This window comes from Bacilliculturomica massiliensis, assembly GCF_900605495.1.
GTDB lineage: Bacteria > Bacillota > Clostridia > Peptostreptococcales > Anaerovoracaceae > Bacilliculturomica > Bacilliculturomica massiliensis.
The window spans coordinates 1,515,975-1,535,810 of the sequence record NZ_LR027603.1; the positions used below are offsets into that span (position 1 = coordinate 1,515,975).

Below are 19,836 nucleotides of genomic sequence, written 5' to 3' on the forward strand. Positions count from 1 at the left end.
TTATCGACACAGAACACCACATGTTCCTTTACCGATAAGCTTCAGCGCTTACATACCTGCTTCTCTGCAGATAAACCTATATTGTATTATTTTCTATGCAGCGGAAGGTGAACACAACGGAGGTTCCCGTCGAGTCCGATAAATACGATATCTGACCCTTCAGCTTCTGCTTCACGATATTTTCCGCGATCTGATGTCCCAGACCTTCATCAGCCTTATCCATCTTCTCGCAGTCAAACCCTCTTCCGTCGTCCGTCACCATGATCTCCGAGTACAGCGGACGCTTCAGCACGACCACCCTCACCCGTCCGTAAACACGGCCGTAAAACGCGTGTTTAAATGTGTTCTGCAGGAGTTCGTTCACCACCAGGGAAATATCGGTGGCGTCGTCCATGGTGACGTACGCGTTATCCCCCATCACTTCTATTTGAAGTCCGATATCCGAACTGCTGTCCACTAATCTCTTGAAATTTACCGTGATCTTTCTCAGAAGATCCAGTAAATTCACGACCTCCGTTCCCTCCTCCGAAAGCAGCTCGTAAGCGCTGGCAATGCTTAAAATACGATTCATCGCCTCGCTGAGAGCCAGCTTGATCCGTTCCTCCGGCAGCCTTCTTCTCTGCATATCCAAAAGGTTGTATACCGTTTGCAGATTATTCTTTATGCGGTGATGGATCTCTCTCACCACCACGGATTTATGGATCAGGTTCTCTTCGTTCTCTTTTTCCTGGGTCACGTCCTTAATGACGATGATGTAGTAATATCCATTCTTGGAGTAGCAGTATTCTCCGATCTCAAAATAGTTGCCCGCGCACCGCAGCGCCGTGTGATTCTCCGAGTTCTCGATCCCCGGCCCGACGGTTATGGGCCCGTGGAAGGAAAGATCATCGTAATGCTTACCGTAGATATCGTGGATATAGCCATAGCCCTGATATACCCTCTGGGCCCGGTCGTTGCGGAAGATCACCGTCCTGCTCTCGTCCAGGACCACCACGGCGTCGTTGACGCATTCGGCCAATTCCGCAAGGTTGTTCAGAATGGGATATTTCTCCGTATCGATCTCGTGATAGACCACCTTTTTCCATTCTTCAGCGTCTTCCCGGGTCATATCCCGCTCCGAAACGATGGCGCCGATTATTTTTCCATTGTTTTCTATGGGAACGCAATCCTGGATGATGCTGTTTCCTTCTGTGGTCGTGTAGGACACGGCGTGGATCTCACTGGTGGGAAGACCGTATCGCAGGGTCCGCAGGACAGCCGGCTCGTCCACATCGCTGACAATGGCGCCTATGGTGATGTAATTATACAGCGAATTGTCCGCGTAAGCCGCCGCAACGGTTATCGTATCGTTTCCCGAGGCCCTCACGCAATTGATGAAGCAGTCCCTTTGCCGCTTCTTCGCCATATCCACCAGCTCGACGGCCTTCTTATGTATGAGCGCCACATCGCTTTCATCTAAGATCGTGTGTTTTTTGCAGATGGAATCGATATCCTCGCAGAATCCGATCCGTTTATCTCTCTTCTCTTTTATAAAATTTCCTTCTATTATCATTTTTCATCCAACAGGCAGTCGAGAAGGATCTCGGCTACAAACTCCATAGAGATACTGTTTTCCTTGCTGATTCCCCTGATATAATTGTAGGCTTCCTGCTCGCTCAGATTGAGCTTGTCCATGACCAGACCCTTGGTCCGCTCCAGCTTCTTTCTGGCCTCTATATTTTTGTTGACTTCGATGACCTCGCTTCTGAGACTTCTCAATTCCTTGCTTCTCACCGTGGCCACCTTTAAGGTGGACACCAGTGTTTTGGCGTCGATAGGCTTCACCATAAACGCGGACACCCCGTATTTTCCGGCCTTCTGGACGAATTCCTCGTCGTCGAAGGCGCTTTCGATCACGATGGTATCCACATAGCCGCCTTCGTGGATAAACTTGGCGGTCCGCAGCCCGTCCAGACCCGGCATGCGGATATCCAGTATCAGAATGTCCGGCCTGTGTTCTTTGCACAGATCGATGGCAGCAAACCCATTCGAGGCGGTGCCCACGATCTCATAGCCGCTGTCCTCCAGTATTTCTTTTAGATTCATTACAATGATAGGTTCGTCATCCGCTATAACAACTCTCATATCGCTTCTCCCGTTCATAAAAACCATAAAAAGCGGCTGCACCGTTCCGCCAGGGGACCTGAGGTCCCCTTCGGCGCCTGCTCTGCAGGCAGCGCCCGCCTGAATGCGGCGGGGCATACACTGCTCCCCCTTTTTATGTACCGGGATGATCAAAAGATATTTCCCTGTGCATAAAAAAAAGCAACAACAAAATATGTACTTATTACATATGCTTTGTTGTCACTTCAGCGTGGCAGGTTCTGCAATACCGTCTGCAGAACGGTTATCATGTAATTACATTATCATAAAGACGAGATACGTGTCAATAGGTAATTTAAAATGACGGCTTTTGAAATTTATCTTGACAAATCTTGTCGAATACGATAGCTTAAAAGATAATTAAACATATGGCCCATAGGTGCATTATGGACCCGTTGCGAAGCAGTGACGACAAAAATCGACATATTCGATTCTTGTCGTCTTTTGTTTTTTTGTCGGACATTTTCTTCTTCCGCGGCGATCACTGTACAGGTTTTCGTGATCCCGCGGGCAGCAGGCCGGTCGCACCTGAAGCCATAGCATCTATCTTGCTGTTTTAGAAAGGAGAGACATCAATATGTCAAAATTCGTAGAGCGTATTGTAATGGAAAGCAAAGAAAAGTACGATGCTGTCGACTTTTCGCCCACGGCAAAGCTGCCAAGGCTTGATTTCCATTTCAACTGCGCGGGCGCCAGTATCGGAACCATGCTTCCATTCAATGTGTTCGGGTATTATCTGCTGTATTTCTACACCGATATTTTAGGCATCAGCCCTTTGACCGCCGCAAATATCATCATCTTCGCCAGAGTCTTCGATACGTTTACGGACCTGATGATGGGACACGCCATCGACCGCTCACACTTCAAGGCCGGAAAATACCGGGGCTGGGTCCTCATCTCCATCCTGCCGCAGTTCATCATGTTCCTGGCGGTATTCTTCGTGTGGCCCACGGGACACAGCACGCTGCAGATCTTCTGGTGCTGGATCACCTACGGCGCGTACGGCGCGCTCTGCGCCACGCTGGGCTACATTCCGCAGAACTGCCAGACGCAGAATATGACCCGCAACGAGAGCGAACGTGCAAAAGCCGCTTCCTGGAAAGGGATCTACGAAAACATCTCGGTATTGATCGCAGCCACCTGTTTCCTTCCGGTCTCAAGGTTCTTCTGTGATATCACGGGAAACACGACCCTGGGATTTTTCGTATCCTGTCTGATCTTTGCAATCATTTCCTTCTTTGCGCCCACGCTTTCCGGACTTCGTTTCACCCGTAAGTACGAGCTTACCTATGAAGGTGAATACCGTCCGCAGCTTCTCGTGGAGGAGGCCCCGGAAAAGAAGGTGTCCATCTGGGTATCCCTGCGGGATTTCGTTACCTGCCGTCCCGCCATCTTCACCATTTCCGGCATCGCCATCATGTTCGCCCTTGCCAATGTGCGCAGCTCCATGGCGGTATATCTCTTTGAATACTATTTTGAGCTTCCCGAAATGACCTCGATCAGCCTGGGCTTTAACATTTCCCTCGCCATCGTGGGCGCCTTCCTGGTCCCGTACATCATCCGTCTATTTAAGGACACGGCCAGAGCGTTTATCATCATGGCTTTAGTGAACGGCTGTGCGTACGGTCTCCTGTTCCTGTGGATCAAGACTTCCCCCATCGAAGTGGTCCAGCAGTCCATGCACTTTGGTCCCATGTTCTTCCTCTACGCCGGGTGCGGATTGTTCCAGGGCATTTACGCCACCTTCCCCATGGCTATCGTGCCTCACACCGTAGACTATGCGCAGCTGCGGTATAACAGAAATATGTCCGGCTTCATCTATGGAATTTACGGCGTCATGCTCACTGCCGGCGGAGCCATTGGAAACTGGATCTCCGGCAAGATGCTCGCAAGCTCCGGCTATGTGGCGGGAGCCGTACAGAGCGAGACAACGCTGTCCACCATCCTCTTCTGCGGCATGGCCATCCCCGCTATCTTTGCAGCCGTGCACGCGGCTTTCCAGCTTCTTTCCGGCGTATCCGACAAGAAGCATCTGCAGTGGCTGGAAGCCATCGCCGCACGCGATCAGGCGGAATTGGAAGCGATCAAAAAATAATCGCAGACGGCCATTCATCTTCGTCAATATCGCTTTGCGATATATAAAAAACGGGCGGGAGGATCCACAGGGATCCCCCGCCCGTTTTTTTATGCGCGGCTATCAGGAACGGCCTTTCGTCGGATGCTTTACGGTGTATTTCCTCTTGCCTGAACTTTCTTCACAGACAGCAGGCAGCCGCATTTTTCTGCAGACGATCATGGCGATGGGGAGCGCCGCGGCGGCGGCGGTAATATTGGATACGATCATGGGCACGATCATGGTGGAGTCCACGCCCGCCACGAATCCCAGGAAATCTCCCAGCATGCTGTTTGCTCCCACACAGAAGGCCAGAGAAACCACGATCCCCGCCGGCGACATGCGATTGCACGAATGAAGCAGCGGCATCACATTGGCCGTACAGGAAAGCATGGACAGGACCGCCGTCTCGTCGATCCTCATCAGCCGCCCCATCCTCTTCAGCGTACCTGCGAAGAGCCTGCTGATGATATCCACCATGGGAAACGCTCCGCAAAGCACGATGGCGATACCGCCCACGATCCTGATTCCGTCCAGCACAGAGGGCAGGTCTTCAACGATCACCAGCGGCGTAAGCTCCTGAACGATGCCCAGGGCAAACCCGAGGGTAGAAAGGCCCACTACGATATAGCCCAGTATATTGAATATTTTAACGCAGGTATCCAGCGCTTTCCAGAGACCCAGGGCGACGACGGCGGAAAAGATCAGCACCGGCAGAGTATTGCGCGCCACCATGGACAGAGAGTATCCCGCCGCCAGTCCCCCCGCCATCAGCCCTACGGGGACCGATATGATACCTATCATGATGCCCAGAGCATAGTAGCCCCGGTATGCCCTCTTTACAAAGGTCATGCCCACCGGGATCATAAATGTTATGATGCTGCCCAGTAAGGTTCCCAGTATGCACCCGGCAAACTGAGCGCCCTGCTCCGTATCCGCTATGGCATAGGCCAGGGAATAGCCTCCCATGTCGCACGCCAGTATGGAAGTCGCGGCCATGGCCGGATCCGCGTGCAAAAGATGAAACAGGGGCGTTACGATGGGGGTCAGGATCTTCCCGATCAGGGGGGAAAGAACGATCATTCCCACCATTGGAATGCATAACGCGCCCATGGCGGCGATCCCCTGGTCCAGTTTATCCCCAAGACCCAGGGGCGAGCCTATGATCCGGTCCACCGCGGCTATGGTCATAAACAGCACCATTACGTAAATAATAATCTGATTCAAAGCCATTTGTATTCCTCCTTCTTTTCCCCCGGCGGGCCTCCGTATGGCCGCACCCCGACCTGTGTCCATCCAAGGGTTCTACGAGCTCTTTTCCCCCGGCGGGTCTCCGTATGGCCGCTGACCGGCTGCTGAAAGGCCGCTGTCCGACTGTCGAAAGGCCGCTGTCCGACTGCCAAAAGGCTGCTGTCCCGCTGCCGAAAGGCTGCTGTCCGACTGTCGAAAGACTGCTGTCCCGCTGCCGAAAGGCCGCTGTCCGACTGTCGAAAGACTGCTGTCCCGCTGCCGAAAGGCCGCTGTCTGTCAAAATCAGCTCCGCCGGCCGGACGTCACCGCGTAATAAAAGTGTCTCCTTCGAAAACTTATTCGCCCAGCGGGCGCACTCTCAAAATGTTGACTTTTTTGTTATTCCGTCCATATCGCTGGCGATATTTCCTTCATAATAAAAAAAACAACACAAAAAGAGATGTCTCAATTCATGTTGTCACTTCATCGTGATAAGCATTGCAATTCGTCTGCATGCGAAACTAAGATAAATTTATCACATTTTATCAGCGGAGGTCAATTAAAACTTTCCCGGCCTGCCGGACTGCTGCCTATCGGCAAGCTGCATACCCGCGACCTTCATGGCTTCCGGACCGGATCAACAGCAGCGTCGAGACAGAGCAGGATCTTTCTGAAATGCAGAAAGATCCCCCGTGAAACTGGCAATCCACATGGAAACGCTCCACTTCAACATGCTATCCGCCGGCGCCGGCTATCTCTACGGCCTGCCCTAGCGGGGGGGCCATCCGCACCGCTGAGAAACGACTGGAGATCAAGTAAGCATGCAAAGCTTCCAAGACCGTGGTCAAAGAAAAAGAACCCGTCAAAAACGTTCCCTGCCCCTGCGGCAGCGGAAAGAAATACCCATTTTTTCTTTTTGCCCTCTATCAACACCTGAAAAAGAAAAAAACAGCGAAATTAACAGGCGTTTTCATCATTCGTCTTGTCGATTTATGTCGCTTTTTTCTTTTTATAGCAATTTTGTATTGTAGACGAAAAAATAATTTCCATATTTTACTTAACGAGTATATTAAGACCATTTTCTTTTCGTTTTTGTCCCTCTTTTGCCGGCAAAAAGAAAAAATCCAGGAAACGGGCCATAGAGCCATACGCGATGGACGGCAGATCCACTCTGGTCCTCCCGCAGGACGAGACTAGATCAAAAATCCGTGTGGACCATCGTGCTGTCAGCGCGATGCGGCGGGCGGAACGCCCAGGACGAGACTGGATCAAAAATCCGTGTGGACCATCATACTGTCAGCGCGATGCGGCGGGCGGAACGCCCAGGACGAGACCCTTATCCTTGAGAATCAAAAGGGACCATCGTGGCCTCTCCGTCCACCACAACGATCCCCTCCTGATTCAGACAGGCCGTCTTCAGCGTGACACGGTTTTTCTTTTCGTCTTTTCCCACCACCTCCACCACCGCGGTGATGGTGTTCTGAAGTGAACGGGACGACGCAAAGTGACGCGGCAGCCATCCAGCCGGACAGCGCAAAGAGACGCCGCAGCCATCCAGCCGGACAGCGCAAAGAGACACGGCAGCCATCCAGCCGGACAGCGCAAAGAGACGCGGCAGCCATCCAGCCGGACAGCGCAAAGAGACACGGCAGCCATCCAGCCGGACGGCGCAAAGTGACGCGGCAGCCATCCAGCCGGACGGCGCAAAGAAACACGGCAGCCATCCAGCCGGCCGCCGCGTCTCTTTTTTGCCGCATCTTTTACTTATCCCGGTACCGTTTCATCGTCTCTTCGTTGACGTGCAGGGGAATGGGCGTGCCCTCTGGCAGCAGGCTCCTGTACACTCTGCCGGTCATCCGCTCCTTCCACTCTTCCCTGGCCTTCTTCAGGATCTCCGGATCGGCGATGAGATCCGCCGCTGAGGCGGACAGCACCTGGGCGGCTTTCGTCACGGCCTTTTCCCCGTGACTTCCGCCGGCGCAGGCCGCCACCATCCAGTTGTGCCAGCCGGGTCCCGGACCCAGACGCACCTGCAGGACCTCCGTGGGTGCGAACCAGCTGTATTCCGAGGAATCCGTCACGCCGAAGTCTTCTTCCCGGACCGGTTGGATACCCTCGCTCCAAAACGGTTCCTGCCCTTCGCACTCCTGCAGCTTCATCACAAATTCTTTTTCTTCTTCCGTAAACTCCACGTCGCCCTGCTCTACCAGATTGCGATGTACCAGTTCCGCCATGGTATGGTTGGGCAGCAGTTCGTGGGTGGCCGCGATGTACTCTTTCTCCACCTTCGTTTCCGTGGCCATGGCCGCGCCCTCCGCGATCTGATCCAGACGCCCGATCACCTCGGAAACCATCTCGCTGCTGTGGAACCTGCCCACTACCCACAGGGTGGCCCGGTCAGGCACCACGCTGGGAAACTCGGGACCCGTCTCGGAGAAGGTGTAGTTCAGCGTGTTGAAGGACAGCCCCGGCATGCCGGGAACCAGATGTTCCCGCAGCATTTCGATCCCGTATCCCTGCAGGATGGCTCCGTCCAGGGCGCTCCGTCCAAACCAGGGAGAATTGCCGTGGGACGTACGGCCTTTATAGTGGTATTTCACGTTGAAATACGCCAGACATTTCGAAGCGTGAGCCGCCGTCTGCATCAGCGGATGCCAGTCCAGCACCGCGTCCAGCCCCTCAAACAATCCTGCGGCGCCCATGACCGGCTTGCCGATGCACAGCTCCTCCGCCGGCGTTCCGAAGACCTTGATCGTACAGGAAAACCCGAAACGGTCCATGGCTGCCTTCAGCGCCGCGGCCGCCAGGCTGCCGCCGGTACCGATCAGATTGTGGCCGCAGCCCTCCCCCGGAGCGCCCAGTCTGACTGGATCCTTATATGGGACCACCTTCTGGGACAGCCCGGGAAGGGCGTCGTATTCGGCGGAAAACCCGATGACCGGCCTGCCGCTTCCATAGGTAGCCACAAAAGCCGTGGGCATCCCCGCCGCGTTTTTCTCTACGGTAAATCCCTTGGACCGCAGCATTTCCATGTGCAGCTTGCAGGCGTAGTGTTCTTCCATGCCCAGTTCAGGATTTTCCCAGATCTTTTTGGACATGACGAAGTACTCTTGCTGATGGGCCTCCACATATTTGGCCATAAATGTCTTTACTTCATTCCAATCCATCGATTCCGCCTCCCTCTCAGCGATATTTCTCCATGTTCTTTTTGTTGATGTTGACAGGCACCGGCGTTCCCTCGGGCAGCAGACTGGCGTGTCGTTTTTCTCCCAGCCGTTCCTTCAGTTCCGCTTTCGCCGCTTCGATGAGTCCGGGATCCTCCACCAGATCCACCGCGGAGGCCGCCAGCACCTGGGCCGCTTTCTTCAAAGCCTTTTCACCGTGGCTCCTGCCCGCGCAGGCCGCCACCATCCAGTTATGCCAGCTGGGACCCGGTCCCAGGCGGACGCCCAGCATAACGTAGGGAGCAAACCAGCTGTATTCCGACGAATCCGTCACCGCGGAATCGATCTGCCCAAAGGGCTCGATCCCCTGGGCCCAGTAAGGTTCCTGACCTTCGCATTCCTGCATCTTCATCACGAAATCCTTTTCTTCCTCTGTAAATTCCACATCTCCCTGTTCTTCCAGATTCCGATAGACCACCTCCGCCAGTGCTTTGTTTGGGATCATCTCGTGAGCGGCGGTTATGTATTCTTTCTCCATGGTCACGCCGGCGGCCAGCGCCGCTCCCTCTGCGCACCGATCTACCCGGCGGATGACATCCAGGACCATCTCGCTGTCCATGAATCTGCCCACCACCCAGAGATCGGCCCGGTCGGGCACCACGCTGGGAAATTCCGGACCTGTCTCAGAAAACGTATAGTTCAGCGTATTGGCGCTCATTCCGCAGCGTCCAGGCTTGATGTGTTCCCGCAGCATCTCGATCCCATGTCCGGTGAAGATCGCCGCATCCAGGGCGCTCCTGCCGTACCAGGGGGAATTCCCGTGGGACGTCTGCCCTCGAAAATGATATTTTACATTGAAATAGGCCAGACAATTCAGGTAAGAGGCCGCCGTATACATCATGGGATGCCAGTCAAGCACTGCATCCAGCCCTTCAAACAGCCCTGCATTGGCCATGACCGGCTTGCCGATGCACAGTTCCTCCGCCGGCGTGCCGAAAACCTTGACGGTACAGGAAAATCCAAAGTGATCCATGGCCGCCTTCAGCGCCGCGGCCGCCGCAGCGCCTCCCACGCCCAGAATATTGTGGCCGCAGCCCTCCCCGGGAGCGCCTTCGCTGACAGGATCCTTGCAGGGCACCGTCTTCTGCGAGAGCCCCGGCAGGGCGTCGTATTCGATGGAAAACCCGATCACCGGCCTGCCGCTGCCGTAAGTGGCCACGAACGCCGTAGGCATCCCCGCCGCGTTCTCTTCGATCTCAAAACCCTGCTCCCTCAGGAAATCCCTGTGGAGACGGCAGGCGTAATGCTCCTCCATGCCCAGCTCCGGTTTCTCCCAGATCTTATGAGCGATCTCAAAATACGCCGGGGAATTCTTCTCGATATAATCGAGCATGAAATCCTTCACTTCTTTTTTGTTCCATGTGGTCATAGCGTTCTTCCCTCCCTTTCACACGTTGACAGATTCTTTCTATCAATTCTTCTTCCCTGCGGTCCTGCCGAACATCTTCATCACGTCCTTGCCTCCGCAGACAGTGAAAATGACCAGCAGTACAGCGGAATATCCGATCGCCTCCACCACGGCCACATAGCCGATCCCATGGACCCGGAAGGCCAGCATGAAGATATAGTGGCAGATGATCATAGCGATCACCAGAGCCCATCCCAGCTTCCTGACAGAGGTCGTCGCTCCGAAACGGCCGAAGAATCCCGGGCCGTCCAGATCTCCCGTCAGACGGTTGTTCTCCTGCACCTTCAGCCCCAGCTCATGGTACGCGGTGCGCTCGGCCATTTTGTAATCCGCCTTTGTGGCCAGACTGACGATGATCATCAGCGGAATGGAGACCAGCAGTCCCACATGGGCGGCATGCAGCCCGAATACCAGTCCGCCGGGAGTCCCGGTGACCGACCAGGCATAGAGCGCCCAGCCGATGGCGGCCAGCCCCCCGCCGATGCAGGACAGCAGCGCGCCTGTGGTGGTGGACCGCTTCCAGAACCAGGCGCACATCACCGGCGCCAGCAGCCCGGAAATACAGATGGCCTGAGTCAGCACCCACAGCGGCACCAGATTCGGTACCCAGAGAGCGCCTACGGCGCCAACGGCGATAACGATGACCACAGAGCACCTGCTGGCAAAGAGCATCTGTTTCTCGCTGGCGTTCTTATTGATCACTTTGTTGTAAATATCGTTTGTCAGGATCGTCACGCCGTTCATGGCGAAGCCGGAACCGCAGGAGATGATGGTCATCAGAAGGCCCACGATCAGAACGGTTCCCAGGGTCATGGGCGCGTGATTCATAGATACAAAAGCATAGATCGCGTCGGGAGCCAGATCCGCCGGCAGCACCAGCGTTCCGTTGCCGGCCGCCACCGCCAGCGCCATTCCGCCGAAAAACACAGTGATGCCGAAGGCCATGCTGCCGGAGCTCAGAAGCTGAGCGTTCTGGCTGACCCGTGGCGTTTCCCCCAGATAGGCCTGCATGTAACAGTACGGATCTACCATAAAGAAGAGACACATGGTCAGGATCCAGACGCTGAAATCAGAAAACGTGACGCTGAGACAGTTGACGAACGTCTCCGGAAGCACGGTGTAAAATGCATCCACTGTCTCCGTGAAGCCGCCGGCCATTTTGAAGGCCAGGATCGTGAATATGATAATGCTGCCCGACTGAAGGATCGTCTGCAGCCACTGGGTCACCAGCGCGGAATACTGGCCGGCTGTGACCAGATAAGCGATAATAATGACCGCCGAGATAAATACGCCGATCTGGATCGACCAGCCGAAGGCCACGCGGAACACGATGGCGATGGCCAGAAGCTGCATCCCCACCAGAAATGCCGGCCGGAAAAAGGATATGATCGCCGCCGGAACCCTGATCTGTTCTCCGTAGCGGATGCACAGAAAGTCAGTGATGGTGACGGCTTTGTTCTCCCGTCCAAAATTATTCAGACGGCGGACGAACAGCATACAGAAGAAAACGACTCCCAAAATAGGAAAGATGGCAAGCCAGATAGAGGTCAGACCGCCTCCGTAGCCGTAACCCGTCCAGCCCGAAACGCTGGCGCCTCCCACGCCTCCGCCCACAGCAGCCGCCGCGGTGAGCCAGAAGGGCGCGCTTTCTAATCAAAAAAATGAAAGAGGGAAAAGGCACCCCCCCCCCCCCCCCCCCCACGGCGGGGGCCGCGGTGAGCCAGAAGGGCGCGCCGCGGCCCGCCAGCAGGAAATCCTCCGATGAAGTCGTCACCTTTTTAAATTTCATTCCTATGAATATAAATGCAATGATCAGAATGATGAGCAAGATACCGCTGAGCGTAATGATTGACATTGTATCACCTCTTTTTCTCACAGATAAATCGGAAGTAATTTAAATAAAACCTTGCGCAATTACTCTGATTAATTGCATGTTTTATGCCAAATATAAATAAATCGAATATTCCCACACTTCTCAACGGCTCCGGGGCCTTCTGACCACCCGCCCCAGATGACGGCAACGCAGGAATGACTTGCCCGACGGCGGCGTAATCCCGGGATCTCCCGGATCTGCGTACAAAAAATAAAACGACCCGAATTTGACTCATATTCAAATTCGGGTCACTCTCTGACCTGCATCTCGGTTCTCCGCCGGTCCCGGCTACTTTTTCTTCTCGTGCCAGCTCTCCAGCACATATTTCTGTATCCTGCGGCTGGCTCCCGACTGGCTGATCCCCAGCTGCTTCGCCACCTTGTAGCTGCTGCCCAGCTGCGCGTAAGCGGCCCGGACCAGCTGGCGCTCCACTTCCTCCAGCGCGTCCTGCAGCCTGATGGGGCTGTTGACGACGATGGGCTTCTGTTCCTTGGAAAAATAGACGCAGAATTCGGTGGGCAGCTCCGGTGCCGAGACCAGCCCGGAACGGTTGGTGACCACCAGCCGTTCCACCAGATTTTCAAGCTCCCTGATGTTGCCCGGCCACTGATAGTGGTAGAAACACTCCATCACCTCATAGGAAAATACCACGTTCTTCTGATACTTTTCATTGTTGTATTGGAGAAACGCCTCCGTCAGCGGCGCGATGTCCTCCGGTCTCTGCCGGAGGGCCGGGACCCGTACCGGCACCACATTCAGCCGGTAAAACAGGTCGCTTCGGAACCGGCCTTCTTCCATCATGCGTTCCAGGTTCTGATTGGTGGCGCTGATCACCCTGATATCCACGCGGATGGGCTCCTCCCCTCCGATGCGCTGGATCTCGCCGTACTGTATCACCTGCAGAAGCTTGGCCTGAAGCATCAGCGGCATATCGCCGATCTCATCCAGAAACAGAGTCCCGCCATTTGCCACCTCGATCAACCCTCGTTTTCCGCCCTGCTTCGCTCCGGTGAAGGCTCCGGACTCATAACCGAAGAGCTCCGACTCCAGCAGCGTCTCAGGGATCGCGGCACAGTTGATCTTCACGAATTTCCCGTCGGCCCGGCCGCTGTGGATGTGGATGTAATGGGCGAGAACGCTCTTGCCCGTCCCCGACTCCCCCGTCAGAAGTACGGCGGAGTCCACCGGCGCTACCCGATCCAGCAGGTCCATCAGCCCCGCCATCTGACCGCTCCGATAGATCAGCTGCGGTCTTCCGCCCGTCAGTTCATGGGGCTCTTCCCGCCGCTGGAAAAAATCGTGAAGCAGTTTCAGCTCCTCCACCGGCCTGGCGTTGCTCACCACCAGAACGATATTTCCCTCCTCGTCAAAGACAGGCGTGGAGGTGGTGATCGTCGTCGAGCCATGGGCCGCCTGTGTCATGGTCAGCTTCCTCTGCTCCTTGATCGCCAGGGCCACCACCGACGGATAGTACAGCTCTTCCTTTTCGATATCCTTCACATTGCGCTGCAGGATCTTTTCTCTGGGAATACCTACTCTCTCCTCAAATACCTTGTTCACAAACAGCGTGTTGCCTTTGCCGTCGGTGATGTGGATGCTGTCCGCCGAATACTCGCAGGCGGTGTGCAGGATCCAGTAATTCCCCTGCAGGGAACGGATCTGCCTACCCAGCCGTTCCAGCCCTTCGCGGCTCTCCGCATCCGAGGGGGCCGCTCCCACAGCCTCGCACACGGCCGCGGCAAACGCTCTGTAATCCGCCTCCCCTAGGCAGCAATCGTCAACACCTTCCCACTTCTCTTCTTCCATGTCCGTCACTCCCCGCTGCCACTGCACTTGCCCACCAGAAAAACCTGTTGCGCGCCTGAACCGCCATGCCCGCCCAAGGGGACTGAAAATTCCGGCTATTGTATTTATAATACCGTATTGCAAAGCAAATTTCAACCTGGGATAACGAAAGGGAGACCTTATGACCCGTCTCTGTTTCCGGTCCCCATACCCTTCGCTCCGCAAAAAAACAGAGACTGGATCTTCCCAGATACGGAAGCTCCGGTCCCTGCTGTGACAGATCTCTGCTGTGACAGATCTCTGCTGTGACAGATCTCTGTCATGTAACTCTGCCATAAGATCTTACTTGTTCTGCGGTCACTTCTTGGTCACGATGATCACCCGGATCTGCGCGCCGGAGGCTGCCGAGCGGTCGAAGTCGTAGTAGAATCCGGCGTTCTTCCCCGCCGCCGCTGCCGCGGACAGCGTGGTGAGCCTGTAATCTCCGCTGCTGTCCTTTTCATATACCTTGACGTCCGGCGAGAAGTTCCACGTGGTGCCGTCCGCCGTTACGGAATCCGAGGTGACGGCGGTGATCTTTGTCCCCACAGAAGTCAGATTGCGGATGTTGGTGATGGTGTTTCCGGCGCCGTAGAAGGCGGCTGGGCCTGTGTAGGCGCCCAGGCTGCTGTCCGGCGTGTTCAGGGTATGGACCACGCCGTCCACGTCGTAGGTGTAGCTGCCGGAGGTGCTCATGTCCCCGCTGCTGTTTACCGCGGACAGGACTACGCCGTATTCCAGCGAGTCGCCGGTCACATTGTCCAGGATCAGCTGCGTCACCTTTCCGTTCTCCGCCTTATAGTAGATCACATCGTCCGACTCCAGCTCCAGCCCCGATAATCGGGCCATGGAAGTGGCGGTGTACGCGCCTTCATAGGTATCCAGAATACTTGCCGACGGGGAAACGGAGGCGCCGCCGATGGTCATGAGATCGCCGTTCACCTTTCCATACAGGCCGGTCTCAGAGACCCGGTTCACCTTCATCGCAGTTCCGGAATACTGGATGGAGACCGTGTCTCCCACTTTGATCCACGTTACGCCCACCGTGTACTCCGCTTCGCTTCCCAGAGGCGTTACTCCTTTGATATAGATGGAAGAATATGTCTTTTTATTCCCGTCCTCGTAGCTCTTTGTCCCCGTCTCCGTCACATAGACTACGGCCTTCTCATTGACTTTGGAAGCGGAAACTGCGTCGGCCACGCCGCCGTCCCTGCCCATGAGCAGTGTCACCGCGTCGCCGATCTTCAGCGTGCCGCCGGAGGACAGCGCGGCGAAGGCCGCAGAGGATTCCAGCTCGTACTCTTTTCCGGACACCGTCACCGACGTGACCGTATCCTGGCTGGGAGAGGCTTTTTCATAGATGCCGGTCACCTTGTCACTGTAGGCCCAGACCATGGTCTTGTCTCCGGTATAATACAGGACGTCGTAGGGCTGCACGTCCGAGACGGAGGCCAGACTGCCGTTGCGGTACACCACAGCCGAGGAACCCACGCCCAGCGAACTCATCCAGCCCGTTCCGGTCGCGGTGTAGGGCCCGTTCATATTGTCGCTGATGATGCCGGCGTAATCCACCTCACCGCTGCTGTTCACCGTATAGCCCAGTGTTTCCGCATATTTCTGCGAACCGTCCTTCATATTTGTGCTCATAAGATTGTAAAGAAGATATACCGCCGCTTTTCGGGTGAGCGTGGTCCCCACGCCCCCGGATATGTTTTTGGAAAGTCCGATGCCCGCGTAAGTGTTCATCTGGGCATAGGGAAACGCCCCCTGAAAATCGCTCTGGGTATAGCCCAGCAGGATCAGCGCCGCGTTTACCGCCTGTTCCAGCGTCATGGTCCCTTCCGGCCGGAAAGTCCCGTCGCTGTAGCCGGACAGCAGCCCGCTGCTCACCGCCAATCGGATGTAAGGCGCGTAAACGTTGGTGGCGGCCACGTCTTTGAAGGGCGCCGAATACACCCCGGTGGCCACCAGATCCTTGTAGGGCGACGCCAGCACCAGCATCTTTGCAAATTCTCCACGGGTCACATTGCCGCTGAGGTTGTAATTTCCGCTGGAATCGGCGGAGATGATGCCCATGGACGCCATGAGCAGCGCAGCGCTGTCTTCCGTCCCGGCCGCGTCTGCTTTTACGGTACCCGCCGTCACCGTGCCCAGGGCCAGCAGCAGGCAGAGAATACCTGCCGCCGCACGCTTTTTGCATCTCTTATCAATCATATGTTTCTTCCTTTCCTTTGTCTTCAGCTGCCTTTCTGCCGCTGAAGGTCTAATCATAGCGCAGCGCGTCGATAGGATTCAGCTTCGCCGCTTTATTGGCCGGGAAATATCCGAAGATCATTCCGATCCCCACGGATACGGAAAAGGCCAGCAGAATGGCGCCCATGGAAGGCACCACGGTCATATCCATGATCACCCCCGCGGCGTAAGCCACCACAACGCCGAACAGGATCCCTGCCACCCCTCCCATGGAACTTGTGGTGGCGGCCTCGATGACGAACTGACGCATAATATCTTTTCTTTTGGCGCCCAGCGACTTGCGGATCCCGATCTCCCTGGTCCGCTCCGTCACGGATACCAGCATGATATTCATGATCCCGATCCCGCCCACCAGAAGGGAGATCCCTGCGATGCCTACCAGCACCATGGTCATGGAGCCGGTCATCTCATTGATGGTATCGATCATCTCCGACATGCTGGACACCCGGTAAGCGGAATCGTCGCTGAAGGTCTTGTACAGCGCATTTTCCACCAGCGTCTTGGCCTGCTCCGCCAGATTCCGGTCTGTGGCCGCCAGCGTATAGCTGCTCACCGTTCCTGTCCCCGATAGCTTCATCGCTGAAGTGTAGGGCATGTAGATGATATCGTCAGAAGAGCTCTCCTCTGAGTCCCCCGTCTCCTCCAGCACGCCGATCACCTTATAGTTCACGCCGTTGAGCTTGATGGATCTCCCCACGGGACTGCCGCCCCCGAAAAGTTCCTGCACCAGATACGTGCCGATGACACAGACCCGCTGTCTCCGTTCCACGTCAATATAGCTCATGAACCGCCCTTCGCTCAGCTCCAGACTTTGAATCTCCTGATACATTTCGTTCACTCCCGTGACGCTGGTGCTCACCGACTCCGTATCTGCCTTTGCCGTCACGGAAGCGCTGACCGTGGGGCTGAAGGACGACAGGTATTCAGGATTTTCCTCCACCAGCTCTTCCATCTGATCCACGCCGAAAGAACGGTTTCCGCCCCGCCCCATCACCATCACGGTCAGGGTATTGGTGCCCATGCTCTCAAACTGGGAGGTCATGTCGGAGGTCAGGCCGTTCATCAGGCTGACCAGCACGATGACGGATCCCACGCCGATGATGATTCCCAGCATGGTGAGAAAGGCCCGCATTTTGCTTCCTTTTATACTTTTGACCGCCATGCGGAAGGATTGTTTAAAATTCATGACGACCGCTCCTTTCCCTCAGAGCCGGCGCCGGTCATAAAATCTTCCACGATCCGCCCGTCGGCGATCCGTACGATGCGCTTTGCCTTCTTCGCCACCTCCATGTCGTGAGTGATCAGGACGATGGTGTTGCCCTCCGCATTCAGCCGCTGGAGAAAGCCGAGAACCTCCTGACTGGTGTGAGAATCCAGCGCTCCCGTAGGTTCGTCCGCCAGGATGATGGGCGGATCTCCCGCCAGCGCCCGGGCGATGGACACCCGCTGCTGCTGACCGCCTGAGAGCTGAGAAGGCATGTTGTGCATTTTGCTCAGAATGCCCACCCGGTCCAGCGCCGCTTTAGCCCTCTCATGCCGCTCCCGCTCGGAGATCCCCTTGTAAATTAGGGGAAGCTCCACGTTCTCCAGCACATCCAGCTTGGGAATGAGATTGTACTGCTGGAAGATAAAGCCCAGGCTGCGGTTGCGGATATCCGCCTGCTGATCGTCGGACATGCCGCTCACGTCCTCTCCCTCCAGATAGTATTTCCCCCGGGTGGGTACGTCCAGACAGCCTATGATATTCATACAGGTGGATTTGCCCGAGCCTGACTGCCCCACGATGGCCACCATCTCGTTTCTTCGGATCACCAGAGACACCCCGTCCGCCGCGTGGACGGTCTCCTCCCCCATCTGATAAATTTTGTATACATTGTCCAGGCGGATGAGTTCCTCGCCCTCAGACGGTCCGCGCAGCCCCGGAGCCGCTTCTTCCTTCAATGCCTCCGATGGGACAGCCTTCCGCGTTTTACATTCCACCGGGACCACCTCCTGCACGGCCTCCTCCGCCGCTTGGCATGCCTCCTCCAGGCGCGCCGCCGCTTCCGCCAGGCATGCCTCCTCCGCCGGGAACGCCGCCGCTTCCGCCGGGCATACCGCCCTCCGGCATCTGACCGCTGTTCTGGGAGGCGGCAGCCGCCTGCGGGACCAGAATGATATCTCCCTCAGACAGACCCCCGCTCACTTCGATGTAATCCTCGTCGCTGAGTCCCAGCTCCACCTTCTGCTGCGTATTGTCTTTCAGAAGCACTGTGTCGCCCCTCTGCACCGCCGCCGTGGGTATCCGGAGCACATCCTCCGCCGAATCCGTCACGATATCCGCCGTCACATTCATCCCCGGCCACAGATCTTCCGGTTCGTTGACCACGATCTTCACCGGATAGGTGGTCACGCCGTTTGATGACGTGCCGTTGATACTGATATTATCCACGTAGCCGGTGTACTGCCGCTCCGGCAGCGCATCCGCCGTAACAGCCACCTCCTGCCCTTTCTCAAGCCCTGCGATATCCAGCTCATCCACGTAGATCGTCACCGTCAGCTCCGACATATCCGCGATGATGGCCATGACCGTCTGCGCCGAAGTATTGTCGATGGTATCTCCCGCCTTCACCGATTTATCGATGATCGATCCGGAGATCGGCGCGGTGATCCTGTAGTCTTCCAGCTGCTTCGCTGTATTTTCATAGGAGAGCTGCGCCTCCCGCAGACTCAGACTGCTGTCTCTTAAAGAATCCGACGCGTCGTCGTTGGCCAGCTTTACGATGACGGTTCCACGGCTCACGTAGACGCCCTCGTCGGATATGATGCGCTCCACCGTACCTGCGGCCTGCGACTCCACGATCTTTTCCGAACTGTATTCCAGCTCGCCGCCGGACTGGCTGCTCACGCTCCCCGCTGTGACGCTGATATAAGTCCCTGCCTGCAGGGCTCCCGGATTGTTGACGGACACCGTCACGTCTGTGGCTTTCATATATCCCTCCAGGATCCGGCTGCCGTTGGAGATCGCCGTGATCGTCCCGCTGAGCTGCTCAAAGGTGTTTTCCACCGTCACAGTCACCGTCTGACCTACATAGAGCGCGCTGACGTCCGTCTCACTGAAGGGCACCTTCGCCGTCAGCAGGCTGTCGTCCACGACCCTGGCGATCTGCGCGCCCGCCTGCACTTTATCTCCCTTCTTGACATAGAGCTCCGCCACCTTGCCCGCCGTGGACGCCGTCACTGACAGACCCGTCACCGCCTTCTGGCTGTCCTGGTAGCTGATCGTCGATTTTTCCAGAGAAATATTCGCCCGCTCGATCGTATTTTCCACGTCGGTTGAGTCGATGGTGTACAGCAGCTGTCCCTTCTCCACCGTATCTCCTTCCTCAAAGGTGTCCGACAGCACGTCGCCCTGTACGGTGGCTTTGACCTCGTACTGATCTCTTGGCGTAATGCTCCCGGAACCGCTGATGGTCACCTGAATGTCTCCCCTGGACACTTCGTATTCCGTATATTCCGTGGCCTGGGAATTCCCCGTAAAGAGACCGCCCACCGTAAAATATCCGCCCACGGCCGCCGCCAGCACCAGAGCCACCAGGCTTCCGATCTGCTTTTTCCGGCTCATCGCCCGAAACCGCCGAGCCGCCCCTTTCAGCCTGACGCCTCCTGCGCTGCCAATGGCCTTCAGCTTCTCGCCCCACCGTTTTTTCTGATCCTGCTTAACATCCAACTCGTTCACTGTCTGCCCCTCCTTCTGGACCCTGCGTTTCCTATTCTATTTCCATGCCTC

13 protein-coding genes and 1 pseudogene are annotated in these 19,836 nt (G+C 56.1%); 2 read left to right on the forward strand and 12 right to left on the reverse strand.

All coding sequences use genetic code 11. The annotated features are described in order from the left end of the window. Positions 1-76: 76 nt before the first annotated feature. Complete coding sequence (locus tag E0E37_RS16165) at positions 77-1,552, reverse strand: sensor histidine kinase (protein ID WP_130864013.1); 1,476 nt, start codon at positions 1,550-1,552, stop codon at positions 77-79. Beyond that, complete coding sequence (locus E0E37_RS16170; RefSeq protein WP_165445409.1) at positions 1,549-2,124, reverse strand: ANTAR domain-containing response regulator; 576 nt, start codon at positions 2,122-2,124, stop codon at positions 1,549-1,551. The genes E0E37_RS16165 and E0E37_RS16170 overlap by 4 nt, the downstream gene beginning before the upstream one ends. A gap of 595 nt (positions 2,125-2,719) precedes the next feature. Between E0E37_RS16170 and E0E37_RS16175 the strand changes: the two genes are divergently transcribed. Then, complete coding sequence (locus E0E37_RS16175; RefSeq protein WP_130864015.1) at positions 2,720-4,237, forward strand: MFS transporter; 1,518 nt, start codon at positions 2,720-2,722, stop codon at positions 4,235-4,237. 102 nt (positions 4,238-4,339) lie between these two features. On the opposite strand, the gene E0E37_RS16180 is transcribed toward E0E37_RS16175, so the two are convergent. Continuing rightward, on the reverse strand, positions 4,340-5,488 hold the full coding sequence (locus E0E37_RS16180) for an ethanolamine utilization protein EutH (RefSeq protein WP_165445410.1): 1,149 nt from the start codon (positions 5,486-5,488) through the stop codon (positions 4,340-4,342). Positions 5,489-6,325: 837 nt separating this feature from the next. Here E0E37_RS16180 and E0E37_RS19265 point away from each other — a divergent pair. After that, positions 6,326-6,682: an SEC-C metal-binding domain-containing protein gene (locus E0E37_RS19265; RefSeq protein ID WP_130864017.1), complete on the forward strand. Its 357-nt coding sequence runs from the start codon at positions 6,326-6,328 to the stop codon at positions 6,680-6,682. A gap of 139 nt (positions 6,683-6,821) precedes the next feature. Here the strand turns inward: E0E37_RS19265 and E0E37_RS16190 are convergent, their stop codons facing one another. From E0E37_RS16190 to E0E37_RS16230, 9 genes and pseudogenes are all read right to left on the reverse strand, one after another. Beyond that, positions 6,822-7,064: a hotdog family protein gene (locus tag E0E37_RS16190; protein WP_130864018.1), complete on the reverse strand. Its 243-nt coding sequence runs from the start codon at positions 7,062-7,064 to the stop codon at positions 6,822-6,824. A 181-nt stretch (positions 7,065-7,245) separates the two neighbouring features. Beyond that, entirely contained in the window at positions 7,246-8,652 is a 1,407-nt protein-coding gene (locus E0E37_RS16195) for an amidohydrolase (RefSeq protein WP_130864019.1), read from the reverse strand. Between the two features lie 16 nt (positions 8,653-8,668). Further along, entirely contained in the window at positions 8,669-10,078 is a 1,410-nt protein-coding gene (locus E0E37_RS16200; RefSeq protein WP_130864020.1) for an amidohydrolase, read from the reverse strand. 42 nt (positions 10,079-10,120) lie between these two features. After that, positions 10,121-11,740, reverse strand: a pseudogene (locus tag E0E37_RS16205) (sodium:solute symporter family protein); the annotation flags it as partial. A 538-nt stretch (positions 11,741-12,278) separates the two neighbouring features. Then, complete coding sequence (locus E0E37_RS16210; RefSeq protein ID WP_165445411.1) at positions 12,279-13,796, reverse strand: sigma-54 interaction domain-containing protein; 1,518 nt, start codon at positions 13,794-13,796, stop codon at positions 12,279-12,281. A 336-nt stretch (positions 13,797-14,132) separates the two neighbouring features. Further along, positions 14,133-16,028: an S-layer homology domain-containing protein gene (locus E0E37_RS16215; protein ID WP_165445412.1), complete on the reverse strand. Its 1,896-nt coding sequence runs from the start codon at positions 16,026-16,028 to the stop codon at positions 14,133-14,135. A 49-nt stretch (positions 16,029-16,077) separates the two neighbouring features. Next, the gene (locus tag E0E37_RS16220; RefSeq protein ID WP_130864024.1) at positions 16,078-17,253 is read right to left on the reverse strand and encodes an ABC transporter permease; all 1,176 of its coding nucleotides are present in this window, start codon (positions 17,251-17,253) and stop codon (positions 16,078-16,080) included. After that, the gene (locus tag E0E37_RS16225) at positions 17,250-18,047 is read right to left on the reverse strand and encodes an ABC transporter ATP-binding protein (RefSeq protein WP_330548595.1); all 798 of its coding nucleotides are present in this window, start codon (positions 18,045-18,047) and stop codon (positions 17,250-17,252) included. The genes E0E37_RS16220 and E0E37_RS16225 overlap by 4 nt, the downstream gene beginning before the upstream one ends. Next, the gene (locus E0E37_RS16230) at positions 18,037-19,785 is read right to left on the reverse strand and encodes an efflux RND transporter periplasmic adaptor subunit (RefSeq protein ID WP_130864025.1); all 1,749 of its coding nucleotides are present in this window, start codon (positions 19,783-19,785) and stop codon (positions 18,037-18,039) included. The genes E0E37_RS16225 and E0E37_RS16230 overlap by 11 nt, the downstream gene beginning before the upstream one ends. Positions 19,786-19,836: the final 51 nt, after the last annotated feature.